Genomic DNA, 13,524 nt, shown 5'->3' with positions numbered 1-13,524 from the left:
TTTGGAGTTTGTTTTGTAATCTCTCGATGATCCCCGCCGAGATTTTTTATCTATTGGGAGCTTCAGAGCCCACAGTGGTTGAGCTTTGCTTGTTTCGGCGTCTGCTGGCCTGGAATGCTGCCGCGACGACGAGGACGCCTGCGATGAGAGTGACGACGCTCGCTACCTGCAGCGCGGATTCGGCTCCGGTGGTGAAGGAGTCGATGATAGCGGCTTGCTGAGAGGGGGCCGCAGCGACTGCTTCGGCGACCGTGCGGGGGATCGGGCCGTTGTGTTGAAGGCTTGCCGGCAGATGCCGGGTGAAGCTCTCGGTCAGCACGGTGCCGACGACCGCAACGCCGAGGGCGCTACCGAGTTCCCGGGTTGCAGATTGAAGTCCTCCTGCGACACCGGCTTGCTCGGCGGGCAGCGCAGCAGTGAGTTCAGCTGTCAAGCATGGTAGTGCGAGTGCGAAGCCGATCCCAATGAGGACGAGCCAGGCCGCGTAGACGAGGTACGGCTGGTGCGTGGCGGTGGTTAGACCGGACAGTCCGATGCCGATAGCGAGGAAGGCAGCAGACAGCGTTGCGGGAATGCCGATGCGCCTCACCAGGCCCGGAACGAATTGTGCGCCGAGCAGCATTGGCACCGTCATAGGAACAATCGCGAGTCCGGCTTGCAGGACGGAGTACCCGCGCCCGTACTGCAGGAGCGAAGCGTTGAGGTAGAACAGGCCGAAGCTGCCGAAGAACATCACGAGCATGCCAAGGCTGACGGTGCTGAGCAGTGGGATACGGAACAAGCGGGGATCGAGCAAGGGGTGACGAACGCGCAGCTCGACCACGACCCAAATGGCGCCGAGTACGATACTGGCCGCGAACGCGGCGATGACGACGATGCTGCTCCAACCGCGCTCCGGCCCCTCGATAATGCCGATTAAGAGAGCCAGGGTTGCAGCGACGAGCAAGATGGTGCCGGCAGGGTCAAGACTGCGCGGGCTGCGGCTGCTTCGCTGTACGGCCAGAGCTGTCCAGAGTGCACAGAGAAGTGCGGCTGGCACAATGGCCCAGAACAGGGCTCGCCACGACCCAGCAGTTAGCAGTGCCGCTCCGGCAACGTTGCCGATGAGCCCGCCCATACCAGTCATCGCGCCCCAGATGGCGAGGGAACGGCCTCGCCGTTCGGGTGCGGTAGCGTGAACCAGTACGCCCACGCAGTTCGGAAGCACTAGTGCCGCCCCGACTCCGGTTATCGCGCGGCCGAGGAGTAGGCTCGTCACGTTCGCGGAGGCAGCCGAGATAGCCGCGCCAGTTGCAAACGTGACAAGCCCGGCGATCAGTACGCCCTTGCGTCCAAATCGGTCGCCGACCGCGCCACCTGGGATGACTAGGCATGCGAACACGATGACATATGCGTCAACGATCCATAGCAGCTCCGAAGAGCTGGGGTGCAGCCCGCTGGCTGCGAGCTTCGGAACCGCTAGATTGATGGCGGCGACAAGGCCCACGACCAAGATGGTGCATAAGCACACACATGTCAGAACCAGCCCAGGTTGCCGTGACGGTTTTACTTCACCGGGGGATAATGGTGATGTAGTGCTCATTGTTGTCCGGCTTCCTTATACGCGCCAGCTAAAATGTCCTCCATTATAGTGGGGCCGGAAGGCGTCCATGCGAGCAATTCGCGGGTGCGTTCACTGTAGCCGGTCATGGATAATTTGAGGAATCTGCCGACAAATCCGAAGTGTGCGTTGGCGTCCTCCGGCGCGATCGAGACTACCGGTATGTTAAGGGAGTATCCAATGATTTCGGCGATCTCCCGGGTGGTGATAGCTTCCTCTGCAATCGCATGCAAGCGCGATCCGGCAGGTGCCTTTTCAAGTCCCAGCCGGATGAGCCGTGCGGCATCCGAACGGTGAACCGCAGACCAAGTGTTGGATCCGTCACCAATGTAGCCGGACACGCCTTGCTTGCGTGCGGCAGACATTAGGAAATTGATGAAGCCCCAGTCTCCGGTTCCGTGGACCGTTGGCGCAAAACGGGTAATGATGGTCCGCACTCCGCGACCAACGTAGTCGAGAGCGAGATTCTCGGCCCCTCCCCGATTCGAGCCCGGACCTACTGCAGGTGACGGGTCTGTCTCCTCCACTGGCCGTCCCTGAACCAGACCGGAGATGCCATTGGCCACCACGAAAGGCCGGTTGGTACCGACTAGTGCCTCGGCGAGAGTTTCGACGGCTGCCCGCTCAGCGCGATCCGACTCCGCCGGATTCGCCCAGTCGTGTTTGTTCGCCAAGTGTACGACAGCATCAGCCTCGGTCGCCCCGCGGCGGAGAGAGTCAAGGTCATCGAGATCCCCGCGCAGGACCATCGCACCTTTCTTCTCGAGCGAGGCCGCAGAGACGTCCGACCGTGCCAGTCCGATGACCTTGTGACCAGCTTTCAGCAACTCATCTACGGTGGCAGATCCGATCCATCCGGATGCTCCAGTTACAAATACATTCATTTGTGTTCCTCCTTGGTAGCCCTTCTGTTGGCTACGACTTATATTTTTCGGTTACTCGCATCATCAGGATTGCAACGAAGTCATTCCTCTGTAATTTCGAGACACCGTGTAACCTAATGTACCTTAAACGATACACCGTGTCCAGTAATTATTTTTTAAAAAAGATATGTGTGAATATCAAAGTAGTGACGCGCAGGATTGCCGCCTTAGCGATCAGTATGGCAGGAGCGGCAACAGATTTGGTTAGAATGCTGTTCCACCGTAGTCTGTATGCTTGTCGCGCCACACTGCGTGCGGATGAGGATCGGAGAGGATGATGCCGCTGTGCATCGAGAACTCGATCCAAACGGACGGGCCGTCGATGCGAATATAGTCCATCGGTTTGCTCACGGAAGTTGAGCCCGAATAACCAATGTACGTGGAATCGAGCTCACTTTCATAGTGAGTAAGAATTCTCACGGCGTTCTCGTCGTCGATGCTGCTGACATACGCCTCGATTGCCGTTAGCAGCAGGGCTCTCTGGTCCTCGCGCAGCTCGGAGCCCTGAACGCCCGCGGCTGTAGTCGGGAACGCCCAGTCCTTGCCTGGGCCCAGCAAGAGGTCGCGGTACTTGCCGCGAAGCTTGGCTTTGGCTAACTGGTTTTCATTGAAGGAGGCGAGCAGCTCCACGAAAGCTCTCTGCGCCTGCTGTTGGGGCTGATTGCTGACGCCGTTGTATTCGAAGGTCGAGAATGGCTCGATGCCTCGGAACGAGGGCGTGGCACCAACGAGGACACCAGCTGCGTATGTGTTGGTGACGGCGAGATGGTGTCCACCGAACTGAAGTTCCCACCTGCCTGAATCCGAAGGCGTACCGAGAAATGCAATGTAGAAGTTTTCCCGCCCGTAGTCTCGGCCCCCGCCATGATCGCGGAGATAGTCATCGGCGTTAAGGATCTGTTGGATTTCGTAATAGCCCTTGTTCTTGGCGGAACCGGTAGCCGCCGCGAGCAGGGTGTCCAGCGCTGCCCATTGCTCTCTCGAAAGTGTGTCGATCCGCAGACCGCGGCGACCACGGCGACCCAGAGCTGCCTGGGGATAGTTCGACCAGTTCACTGCGTTCCTCAACGAATAGTCCTGGTTCAAATCACAGAGCTGGTCATTGGTGAGCGTAGCCGCGAACATCTTCGCGAGCTCGACGACTTTGCTACTCGATATGGATGGGCAATCGAATGCGGTTGTCACTTTAGTCGTAAATTTGCTCATAATTTGTATGTCCTCCTTCCTATGCCCTCTAAGGGCATCAATTGAACTGTCCTGCAACAAATCTGCAAAATGGTGTAACAAATGGGCACAATCATGATTTCGAGACAACGTGCACCGAAAATATATCATATACGAGACATTGTGTCCACAAATAATTGTGATTGGACAAGGAGACTGCCTCCATGTATAGTTGAGGCATGGAAAAAGAACACTATCATGTCGGTCGACCCCGAAGCGAGCATGCAAGGACGGCTATTCTAAATGCAGTTGACGACCTTTTGTCCGAGGTAGGCTATGCGGCAATGACAATGAAGGGCATCTCTGAGAGGGCTGGAGTGTCCCGGCAGACCGTGTATCGATGGTGGTCACACAAAGCGGAGATTCTGTTCGAGGCCAGCGCAACCGATGCCGAGGAGGAGCTGGCGATTAGCCCCTCAGGAGCTCTATTGAAGGACCTCACAGCCTATCTGGAAGCACTCGTTCACTTCCTTGCGCACTCACCGGCTGGCACAGCCTATCGAGCGCTCCTCGGTGAAGCGCAGCACGACCCCATCGTGGCGAAACTGCTCTCCGCGAAGGATCCACTCGGGGATAGCGCACGTGTCGTGATCGAGTGCGTGTTCGGGAAGAACACGCTGTCAGTTCCGCTTGATAAAGCCACAGCCTTGCTCATCGGACCTAGCTTCTTTTGGATTCTGAGTGGTCGCGATCCCGCTCAACTTATCCCGCGGGAATTGGCCGAGGACTTTATTCTTCACCTCCAGACGTGACAGTCGCGGTGAACAAGAGCTCATCTTGGCGATGGCGGTGGTCCGCTCCGTTGACTGGCCGTCTGGACAAGGTGCTACCACAATTTCATAACCGAATTTTATACGAAGAAAGACGCCCGATGAGGCGTCTTTCGTTTTTTTGATGATAGGGTGAATCGTATCGTAAGTGACGGCTAAACTTTGCTGAAAATTCCGTGTTCTCTTAGTAGGGGTAATTCCAGCGAAGCTGTCACCAAGTGCCAACTGCTACCGGCCATTGGAGGTTTCCTAGTACTCTTCAAACTTAGAAAGTATTTTACCCTGAGCCTCTTTTATTTTTGCTATATCGAATTTGTTTCCATTTGGCGTTGACTGTATAAAATAATCTCTCGAATGTCCTGTCATCATTGAAATATCTTTTATTATCGGAGAATCGGCTATCTCCTCAATGAAGCGCTTATCGGGAAAGATGTTTATGTAGAAACCGCTGTAAATAAATACAAAAAAGGGAAATTAGTTGAATCTTACTTGGCAATTCCTACGAAAACGGAATATACTGTTAAAATCCCGAATAAATTTATTTATACGACTAAAAAGGGAAGAGTGTACCAAATGGTGTTAAGCAATAATACCGTTAATTTCTATGAATTAAATGGTACATCAGATAAGAAAACACGTCTCACTAAAGAAATAGCGCTTGCTTATGATCCGAAGCCGATTTCAGATAAAAAACGCGAAGTAGAAGTTGCTGCCGCATCTCGTTCTACAGCATTTTCAAGAGCATATGACATGATGGGAGTACAATGGACGTATAAGTCAGCTAACAGAACACCTAATAATTCAGTCACAACAGCACCAGCCCACCTTGACTATGCTCCATCTAGTTCAGGTGATACTAAGAATGGCATTCCTTATAATTGGGGTGGCATGAATGGTGTTGATACAGGAACAAGTGGAACCTATATCAACTTTACTTCAGGAATAAGTAATGGGAAGTATGCTGGAAACATTTCTTCAACTGTAACGAGCAGTGCAGTAGGTGTGGATTGCAGCGGTTTTGTTTCTGCTGCTTATAATTTTGGAACTAAATATGGTACATCAACGCTAAATCAAGTTTTTACTAATACTACATGGAGTAGCTTAGTACAAGGTGATATTGCCAATAAATCTGGATTTCATGTTTGGATTCTTGATAAATTCAGTAAAAATTCAAACGGTGAGATTATGTCAGTTAGCACCTACGAAGCTACAACTGATGGAACAGAAGATAAAGCAAAATCTTGGGCAAGAACATGGACGGATGCTCAAACGTACACGCCGATGACACTAAAATAAAGTTAATACTGTGAGTAAATATACTTAAACAAATATAAACACCCTGGTAATCAAACCATGATCAGGGTGTTTATATTTGACTTACAGATTGGGGAGAAAACCATGAAGAAAATAATATTGATTTTATTGGGCTTTTTACTATTCGTTGCTTGTTCAAATAAAGAAGAAAACATATACAGTAATCCAGAAGATGCACTGAGAGCTTACTTTACATTCCTTTATAAAGGGGACTGGAAATCAATGGCTTCATTATATGGTGGTAATGAGGATGAATTAACGAGTATGAATCCAACCATTGAAAAAAAAAATTACCTGAACACTTGAAGGCATATTGTACTATTAACGGGGGACAAATTGTGCAAATTGACAAAATTCAAGAAAAGAAAGATAAATCACCAAACGAAGTTGAATTTATTGTTACTTTTATAGATAAAGAAGGAAAACCGTTCAAGGTCCGTTCTAAGGATAAAGAGACATCCATTTTTCGTTATTCAGTCAAAAAAATTAGTGGATCTTTCAAAGTTACAAACCTACCTCCTTACCAAGCTTAGTAAGTTCCTACTTAGGTCCATCCAACAATACGCGCCTAAAAACCGGAATTTCTTTACGCTTAAAGACTCCGGTTTTTCTCCATTCCTCATACACAGCACAAATTTCCAAAAATGAAAAAGTCATTTTATGGAGCTACAGGATAATTAACCAATATAGTTCAACCGAGCTTTATCTGAGTTGGCACTTGATGACAGCTTCGCTGGTACTACCCAATAAAGACCAGACGCAAGTGTACCTTGATGCCTGCCTTTGTCTTTCGAAAGACAGCCCATTTGTACTTTTGCAAACAAAGTCCGATGGTGGTTGAATCAATGATTTTGAAGTCATTTCGGTAATTCGTGGAACTTGCTTCTTTTAAAATTCGGGCAACGAGGTCTGCAAACAAAAATTTGCTCGAGTAGCGTAGAATCTACCTGATTATGTTTGCGACATAACTGTGCAGCTGAGATCGATTCAAGCCCGAGTTCCTTTTGAAAATCTTCCGATAAGACATCGTCTGCTATTTCTCGCAACCCATCACGTTGCTGCAATTGTGCATGCAGGAATAGCTTTAGGTAGGCTGGCGTCGTCAGCTTCTTTACATATTTATCTTGCTGCGTTTTAGCAATGCGATCTTTGAACGTTTTTAAACAAATTGGCTCTAGCCATTTACCAAATGAAGAAAATAGGGTATCCTTGTCCAGGAGCTGATCCTTTTCAGTGGATTTTGGACAGGAACTACCTGCCATTCCATTGTAAAGGATTTTTTTGTTCTTGAAATTAATAAAGACAGAAGATTATGAACATTCAGAGTAAATTAATGCAACGCTAGTGATTCAATATAAATTAATGAAAGGGGGAAGAATATAAATAAATCTTTGGCTTGGGGGGAAGGCAAAGATGTTCCTATACTCCGAAGAATAAATATAAGAAGTTCATCTTTCCCTCCCGTTTGTAACCCAAGGTTCTTTAAGCCCCTGATTTCATATTGGAAATTCAAATACTACTATGGTAGGAGCTATGTGAATTTACCGTATACTGATCCCTGCTGCATACTGCACGGGAGGCACGATTTCTCCAGTCACCGTCTTGATTGCATGCAGAGCCCAATATGGATCATTAAGCATGCCGCGACCTACAGCAATAAAGTCCGCATCTACATTGGCCAAAGTAGCTTCGGCCAGATAGGGATCATCCAGTTTACCGACCGCTATGACAGGTACTTCCAGAGCTTGTTTAAATGCGCGGGCAAATGGCACTTGATATCCATGATGATTGCCTGGCATCTTCTTTCCGGGAAGTGATTCTCCACCCGTGGAGACATGGAAGATATCAACTCCGGCCGCTTTGTATTGCTGTGCAATTGCAATCGAATGCTCCAGATCATATCCACCATCCATATATTCGATAGCTGATATTCTCATGATCAAAGGCATGTCCGCCGGCATGACGGATCGTGCGGCTTGAATGACCTCTACACCAAATAGGGCCAGATTTTGACCGTATTCGTCTGATCGGTTATTGATGCCCGGTGAATGAAATTGGTGAATCAGGTATCCGTGAGCTCCATGCAGCTCAATCGTATCGAAACCTGCCTTAACGGCTCTGCGAACGGCTTCTTTAAATTTCCCGACCATCTCTTTTACTTCCAGAGTTGAAAGGGGGCGCGGTAGCGTTAAGTTTTTGCCAGTTTTGCTTTCTCCCGGAAATAAAACAACCGGAATATCCGAAGCACCTACGGGTTGGGCGGCATCCTGTGCTTTTCGACCGGCATGCGCAATCTGTATTCCGATTTTCGAACCGTATTTATGGACTTCGGAAATAATTCTCGTGTATGCTGGGATTTGCTCATCCGACCAGAGACCTAGGTCCTGTGAAGTGATCCGTCCATCAGGCTCCACATCGGTCATCTCCATAATAATTAATCCAGTGCCACCAATAGCTCTGCTAACGTAATGCACAAAATGCCAGTCATTTGGGTTACCGTCCTCTGCTTCCACAGAATACTGGCACATGGGAGCCATCACAATCCGGTTTTTTAAGGTTAAGCCTTTGAAAGTAAGAGGGGAATTTAAATAGGTCATTTTGAAATCTCCTTATCATTAAAAAATATTGGCATTGCAGTGCAAATTTTTGTTTTTTTATATGACTGACTAGATTCTATTACTGCTGCTTGCCTACATGTACCCGTTTAATGAAGAATGCGAAGAATAAGCCGACTATAGCAACAACGATGGCAAAAATAAAAGCGTCTTGAATACCTGCTATCCAAGCAAGAGGGCCATTGCCGGGGGCCGCTTTATCAGCCACATCCTTCATAAAGCTGTTCATGCCACCTGTCATGATACTAACCGCGACCGCAGTGCCAATCGCTCCCGCTAATTGCTGGAGCGTATTCATAATCGCGCTCCCGTGTGGGTAGAGCTCAGGAGGCAATTGGTTAAGGCCATTGGCCTGTGAAGGCATCCATACCATTGAAATACCAATCATTAAGCAAGAATGAAGTACGATAATTAGAGCTAAGGGGGTAGCTATTGTTATGCCTGAGAGAAACCAAAGAGTCACGGTGATGATGACGTATCCCGAAGGAACAACCCACTTTAGCCCGAATTTGTCAAACACTCTTCCCATGATTGGAAGCATAATTGCGTTTAATATCCCTCCTGGGAGCAAGACGAGCCCAGTAGTAAAGGCACTGAGGCCAAGACCTCTAATTAGATAAATAGGCAATACTAGCATGGCTGACAACATAAGTATCAATGTAAAAAATATCATCAGCGTGCCAATGGTAAACATGGGGTGCCTAAATGCTCTCAGTTCCATCATTGGTTGTTTCATCTTCAATTGACGAATGATAAAAATCATCAGTCCCAAAACACCGACAACCATAGAGAAGACCACCTTAGTCGTTCCCCAACCACCTTCCCCTTCACCAGCGCTACTGAAGGCAAATACAATCCCGCCGAAGCCTAATGTAGAAAAGATAAGTGAAAAGATGTCAATTTTGGGCTTTGTGATCGTGGATATATTTTGCATAAATCGCATACCGAATAAAAAAGAAATCACCAAGATAGGAAGAGATAACCAGAAAATCCAATTCCAACTTAGTTTCTCGATCAGCAGACCCGTAATTGTCGGCCCGACGGCGGGGGCAACCACAAGGACGAGGCCAATAAGTCCATACGCTCCTCCTCTCTTTTCAGCAGGAATAATGACGAGCACCGTATTGAACATCAGCGGTAGCATAAGTGCTACACCCGCAGCTTGAATGACACGTGCGATCATCAATATCTCAAAGCCTGGTGCAAGTGCTGCTACCAATGTGCCCAATATAGAAAAGATGAGAGAGGCTATGAAAAGTTGTCTAGTCGAAAACCACTGGAGAAGTAATCCCGATATCGGTACCAAAATTCCGAGCGCCAGGAGGTATCCGGTTGTTAACCATTGTGCCGTTGAAGCGGAAATATGAAATAGGTCTATTAAATCACTTAGAGCTACATTTAAGGCTGTCTCATTGAACATTCCTATGAAACCGGCTAACAATAATGAAATCATGATGGGGATGACTTTATATTCTTGTACTGTATTTTGTTGTGATTCCTTTATTGCTGCTTGCACGCTCGCCACTCTCCAGTTTTTATTTATTACAATAAACAGATATAAGAGATACTCGATATCTTTAAATGTCCAAAAAAATAATTCACATGACTATCTTTATTTTTCTGACGAGCTCAGACATAGTCTGATTACTTAAATGTTTTTCCATCTTTTCTTCTGCTGATAAGACTACCTGCTGAATTGGACAATCCGGTCCATGATCCAAGCTACAATCGAACAAGGAAGCAGTCCCTTCAATGGCGTGAATAATATCAAGAAACGAAATGTTTTCCCAATTCCGATTTAACCTATACCCACCATTAGCGCCAGAAGCGGATTCAATCATGTCCGCCTTGACTAGCTTGGTTAATATTTTGGATAGATAGGTAGGGGAAACCTCTTGCCGCTCAGCTAATTCCAGCACACTAACAGGTTTATTTGGAGTGGCTGCTACAAGAAAGAGCATGGTGTGTAAAGCATAGTTCGTTGCTTTAGAGAACTTCATAGCAGATCACCTTCCTTAATAAAGACATTATATATCGATAATACCTTGTTCATTCCTTTATCGTCAAGTAATGCACGGATGCTCCCGTAGATATATCGATAAATAAAACTCATAAAGTTGGTAAAGCTAATAGTGCCAAGACAAACGAAATCGGTATCTGGTTTGTTTAAAAATCACCCTCCATTAATTCCATGTTAATACTGGTAGCGGCAATACTGCCGGCGGCAGCTGCTACAATCAGTTGTGAGGGGACACCAGTAGTCGCTTCCCCGGCTGCAAATAATCCGGGTATCGTGCTTTTTCCCAATGTATCGGTCACGATCCCGCCTGTTTCATTTATTTTAAAACCAAGCTTTTGAAAAGCAGCCTGTGGCTGCCATTGAGGCGTTATGAATCCACCAGTTCTGTCAATCCGTGAGCCGTCTGTAAATTCCACCTGCTGTAGCTTATCTTCACTACCGTGGAAAGCTGCAACCGTTTGTTCAGACACAATGATATTTCGTGAATTCAGAATCTGTTTTTGTTCATCGCTCAGAATGCTACGACCATTGGTACAGATAAAGAGATCGCGACTCCAATTGTAGAGCAGCTTGGTCATATGGTACACACTTGGATACTCTGACAACACGATCAACGGTTGGTCTCTGAGCTCCCAACCATCGCAATAGGGGCAGTAGAAGAGACTTTTACCATATAGTTCTGTAAGGCCCGGAATATGAGGCAAAATATCTTTTAGACCCGTGGCGACTAGCAACTTGCAGGATTGGATTGGCTTATCGTTATCCGTGATGATCTCGAAGCCATCATGAAGTTTGTGTATATCCGTTACTTTGGGAGCATGGTGCTTTACAGAAGGATATCGCAGCACCTCTTCGTAAGCAATCCGTCGGAATTCAGAAGGTGTAACACCATCCCGAGTAAGATAACCATGGGAGGCATGCGTAACCGAATTTCGGGGTTGATTGTTATCGAACAGCGCCACAGTTCTCCTTGCCCTTCCCAGCACTAGTGCCGCATTTAGTCCTGCCGGACCTCCACCTACAATGGCACAATCGTAAACCATATACATTATTCCTTTCATAGTTTGATCATGTATCGGTGATCAAGTACATCATAGACTAGTTATATCTATAAATCAATAACTAACTTGGAAGGCAATATCGCTAGTGCTTGTGGTTTGAGTCAGTAACAGATGGCGCATTTCCGACAGTCGAAGTTGTTTTTGATACAGAATAGGCATCAGAGTAGTGATTTCTTGAGGTGCCGAAGAAACGGTAACTTGTATCGGACAGAAAAACGTTTTTTCGCCTTGCGCAATAATTCATGAGTTGGCACTTGATGACAGCTTCGCTGGTACTACCCCTAGTAGGAAGAGGAAGAGAAATACTTTAGGAACAATAATCCGGAAAGCAAGCAGAACTGAAAACAGTAAAGGAGCAGCCGTAGCTGCTCCTTTACTTGCTCGTGGAAATTCTTGCATACTAAATGATAATGACCACAAATTGAGGTCTCACTCACTTCAACTGTTCATCAATGCCTGCCGCTGAACCGTTTGATCGCTTCCTCGGTCACCGGCGCGAAGAGATTAACCAGATTGCCGTCGGGATCGCGAAACAGCACAGAACGGTTCCCCCATGGCATCGTGGTTGGTTCCTTTACCCATTCTTCGACAAACGGCTTCAAGCGCTCGTATTCGGCATCGACATCGTGGACGCGGAACTCGAGGATGACAGTGTGATTGTTGGCCGCCACTGCGGAACCAGCTCCGAACAGTTGCACCGTCTGGGAGTGGCCGATCGCCAGGGTGCATGATGGCACAACGAATTCGGCAAAGACGGGCGCGGGGCGTTCCGCTGAAACACCCATGACTTTCTCATAGAACTCGACGAGACGATCCACGTCGTCGGTAATGATGCGTACAGAAGCAAAATGCATGTATTTCCCACTCCTTTATGTTACTTACTCCGATTATAAAACAACGCTACTGACAACAGTATGTCAGTAGCGTTTTCATTTTTTTGTGATTTACTCCCGAATTCGACTTCGGAATGCGCCAGTACACGATATGGATGCTGCTGCTGCGTTACAGGCTGCACAAGTAGAACCTATATTTTAGACACAGTTAGAGTTGGAATATGTTCGAATAGCGACAAGGCACTGGATGATTTCTATAGATGAACTATGCAGATGTACGATTATTAGTTGATGAAGCGCCTTGGCATCTTCTTGTCTGCGGATATATGTTTAGATTATGGGCTGGCAGAGAGATTGCTACTGTTCAAGTCCTATAGTTTGCAACAAGAAGTTAATCTAACGTAAGAACGATAGTTGAACAAAAACAAGGAGCAGTTTTGCCCCGGCAGCTTGCTCCTTGTTTTATTAAGCTAAAGGGCAGTTTAGTTCCAATATGTGTTAATGTAGAAACGGTTGAAATGTAAGTTAAATTCCTGTGAAGGAGAATGTAGAGTGGAAGAAAAACGGGAAATACAACAAATAACAGATAATAACAAAGAACAATTTGTAAACTTATTTAATTATTATCTCTATGAGCTTTCAGTTTACTCACAGGAGGATATCGGACCAGAAGGCACATTCGATATGGAAGATATCTCGCCATATTACAGGGATGTACGGTTGTATCCTTACTTTATTAAGCTTAATGAAAAAATCGTCGGGTTTATCCTCGTTACTTCCCCTCCTTATGTTGCAGAAGATGTGGACTATTCGGTGCAGGAGTTATTTGTATTGCCCAAATATAGAGGCACGAATATTGCCAAAGATGCTGTCATGCAAATTTTTAAAATTTTTTCGGGTCGGTACGATGTGGGTATGTTCAAATCGAATGTAAGAGCGGTCAAATTCTGGACAAAGATGCTGTCATCACTTGATATTCCTGTCGTTGTGGAAGAAGGCTTTATTGAGATTAAAGGAAATGTAATACAGACGATAGGTATGAAATTTACGGTATCCGATATGAAGTTACGGTTATAAATAAGAATTGGGAGCAAATCGCATGCAAAACAATTGCAAACTAATTTTGGTGGAAGGGTTGTGTGGGACGGGCAAATCGACGTTAGC

14 protein-coding genes are annotated in these 13,524 nt (G+C 47.0%); 5 read left to right on the top strand and 9 right to left on the bottom strand.

Going from position 1 to position 13,524, the window contains the following annotated elements; genetic code table 11:
* Positions 1–46: 46 nt before the first annotated feature.
* The 3 genes from BC351_RS34145 to BC351_RS34135 all read right to left on the bottom strand — a co-directional run bounded on the left by BC351_RS34145 (position 47) and on the right by BC351_RS34135 (position 3,729).
* Complete coding sequence (locus BC351_RS34145) at positions 47–1,582, bottom strand: MFS transporter (protein WP_079419518.1); 1,536 nt, start codon at positions 1,580–1,582, stop codon at positions 47–49.
* Positions 1,579–2,484 carry an SDR family oxidoreductase gene (locus BC351_RS34140; protein ID WP_079419516.1) on the bottom strand — a complete coding sequence of 302 codons (906 nt, stop codon included), beginning with the start codon at positions 2,482–2,484 and terminating at the stop codon, positions 1,579–1,581. Before BC351_RS34140 ends, BC351_RS34145 begins: the two co-directional genes overlap by 4 nt.
* 243 nt (positions 2,485–2,727) lie before the next feature.
* A complete protein-coding gene (locus tag BC351_RS34135; protein WP_208629886.1) occupies positions 2,728–3,729 on the bottom strand; it encodes a DUF3500 domain-containing protein in 1,002 nt (333 codons plus the stop codon).
* Between the two features lie 197 nt (positions 3,730–3,926).
* Between BC351_RS34135 and BC351_RS34130 the strand changes: the two genes are divergently transcribed.
* The 4 genes from BC351_RS34130 to BC351_RS34115 all read left to right on the top strand — a co-directional run bounded on the left by BC351_RS34130 (position 3,927) and on the right by BC351_RS34115 (position 6,364).
* The gene (locus BC351_RS34130; protein WP_079419512.1) at positions 3,927–4,499 is read left to right on the top strand and encodes a TetR/AcrR family transcriptional regulator; all 573 of its coding nucleotides are present in this window, start codon (positions 3,927–3,929) and stop codon (positions 4,497–4,499) included.
* A 591-nt stretch (positions 4,500–5,090) separates the two neighbouring features.
* Positions 5,091–5,813 (top strand): hypothetical protein, encoded by a 723-nt coding sequence (locus tag BC351_RS34125; RefSeq protein WP_079419510.1) that lies wholly within the window; start codon positions 5,091–5,093, stop codon positions 5,811–5,813.
* A 102-nt stretch (positions 5,814–5,915) separates the two neighbouring features.
* Positions 5,916–6,137: a hypothetical protein gene (locus BC351_RS34120; RefSeq protein ID WP_079419508.1), complete on the top strand. Its 222-nt coding sequence runs from the start codon at positions 5,916–5,918 to the stop codon at positions 6,135–6,137.
* A 32-nt stretch (positions 6,138–6,169) separates the two neighbouring features.
* Positions 6,170–6,364: a hypothetical protein gene (locus BC351_RS34115; protein ID WP_079419506.1), complete on the top strand. Its 195-nt coding sequence runs from the start codon at positions 6,170–6,172 to the stop codon at positions 6,362–6,364.
* A gap of 324 nt (positions 6,365–6,688) precedes the next feature.
* Here BC351_RS34115 and BC351_RS41850 read toward each other — a convergent pair whose 3' ends face one another.
* The 6 genes from BC351_RS41850 to BC351_RS34085 form a co-directional block, all read right to left on the bottom strand.
* Positions 6,689–7,093, bottom strand: a complete 405-nt coding sequence (locus BC351_RS41850; protein ID WP_244209271.1) for a DUF4372 domain-containing protein — start codon at positions 7,091–7,093, stop codon at positions 6,689–6,691.
* Between the two features lie 279 nt (positions 7,094–7,372).
* Positions 7,373–8,428 carry an NADH:flavin oxidoreductase/NADH oxidase gene (locus BC351_RS34105; RefSeq protein ID WP_079419504.1) on the bottom strand — a complete coding sequence of 352 codons (1,056 nt, stop codon included), beginning with the start codon at positions 8,426–8,428 and terminating at the stop codon, positions 7,373–7,375.
* Between the two features lie 79 nt (positions 8,429–8,507).
* Positions 8,508–9,899, bottom strand: a complete 1,392-nt coding sequence (locus tag BC351_RS34100; protein WP_144028614.1) for a DHA2 family efflux MFS transporter permease subunit — start codon at positions 9,897–9,899, stop codon at positions 8,508–8,510.
* A gap of 145 nt (positions 9,900–10,044) precedes the next feature.
* Entirely contained in the window at positions 10,045–10,446 is a 402-nt protein-coding gene (locus tag BC351_RS34095; protein WP_079419500.1) for an Rrf2 family transcriptional regulator, read from the bottom strand.
* Between the two features lie 166 nt (positions 10,447–10,612).
* Positions 10,613–11,509, bottom strand: coding sequence for an NAD(P)/FAD-dependent oxidoreductase (locus tag BC351_RS34090; protein ID WP_079419498.1), 897 nt, complete (start codon positions 11,507–11,509; stop codon positions 10,613–10,615).
* 467 nt (positions 11,510–11,976) lie between these two features.
* The gene (locus tag BC351_RS34085; RefSeq protein WP_079419496.1) at positions 11,977–12,381 is read right to left on the bottom strand and encodes a VOC family protein; all 405 of its coding nucleotides are present in this window, start codon (positions 12,379–12,381) and stop codon (positions 11,977–11,979) included.
* Between the two features lie 531 nt (positions 12,382–12,912).
* Between BC351_RS34085 and BC351_RS34080 the strand changes: the two genes are divergently transcribed.
* Positions 12,913–13,437, top strand: a complete 525-nt coding sequence (locus BC351_RS34080; RefSeq protein ID WP_079414474.1) for a GNAT family N-acetyltransferase — start codon at positions 12,913–12,915, stop codon at positions 13,435–13,437.
* The last annotated feature ends 87 nt before the right edge of the window (positions 13,438–13,524 follow it).

The organism is Paenibacillus ferrarius (genome assembly GCF_002027705.1).
Classification (GTDB): Bacteria; Bacillota; Bacilli; order Paenibacillales; family NBRC-103111; genus Paenibacillus_E; species Paenibacillus_E ferrarius.
Note: the sequence above shows the minus strand (reverse complement) of the source record. Positions and strands in the feature narration are given on the sequence as shown.

What these genes read in the sequence shown, in the direction of transcription:
- BC351_RS34125 (WP_079419510.1), top strand. Translation starts at nt 5,091, where the DNA reads ATGGTGTTAAGCAATAATACCGTTAATTTCTATGAATTAAATGGTACA.
- BC351_RS34105 (WP_079419504.1), bottom strand. Translation starts at nt 8,428, where the DNA reads ATGACCTATTTAAATTCCCCTCTTACTTTCAAAGGCTTAACCTTAAAA.
- BC351_RS34090 (WP_079419498.1), bottom strand. Translation starts at nt 11,509, where the DNA reads ATGGTTTACGATTGTGCCATTGTAGGTGGAGGTCCGGCAGGACTAAAT.
- BC351_RS34135 (WP_208629886.1), bottom strand. Translation starts at nt 3,729, where the DNA reads ATGAGCAAATTTACGACTAAAGTGACAACCGCATTCGATTGCCCATCC.
- BC351_RS34120 (WP_079419508.1), top strand. Translation starts at nt 5,916, where the DNA reads ATGAAGAAAATAATATTGATTTTATTGGGCTTTTTACTATTCGTTGCT.
- BC351_RS34145 (WP_079419518.1), bottom strand. Translation starts at nt 1,582, where the DNA reads ATGAGCACTACATCACCATTATCCCCCGGTGAAGTAAAACCGTCACGG.
- BC351_RS34095 (WP_079419500.1), bottom strand. Translation starts at nt 10,446, where the DNA reads ATGAAGTTCTCTAAAGCAACGAACTATGCTTTACACACCATGCTCTTT.
- BC351_RS34130 (WP_079419512.1), top strand. Translation starts at nt 3,927, where the DNA reads ATGGAAAAAGAACACTATCATGTCGGTCGACCCCGAAGCGAGCATGCA.
- BC351_RS34100 (WP_144028614.1), bottom strand. Translation starts at nt 9,899, where the DNA reads ATGATTTCATTATTGTTAGCCGGTTTCATAGGAATGTTCAATGAGACA.
- BC351_RS34140 (WP_079419516.1), bottom strand. Translation starts at nt 2,484, where the DNA reads ATGAATGTATTTGTAACTGGAGCATCCGGATGGATCGGATCTGCCACC.
- BC351_RS34085 (WP_079419496.1), bottom strand. Translation starts at nt 12,381, where the DNA reads ATGCATTTTGCTTCTGTACGCATCATTACCGACGACGTGGATCGTCTC.
- BC351_RS41850 (WP_244209271.1), bottom strand. Translation starts at nt 7,093, where the DNA reads ATGGCAGGTAGTTCCTGTCCAAAATCCACTGAAAAGGATCAGCTCCTG.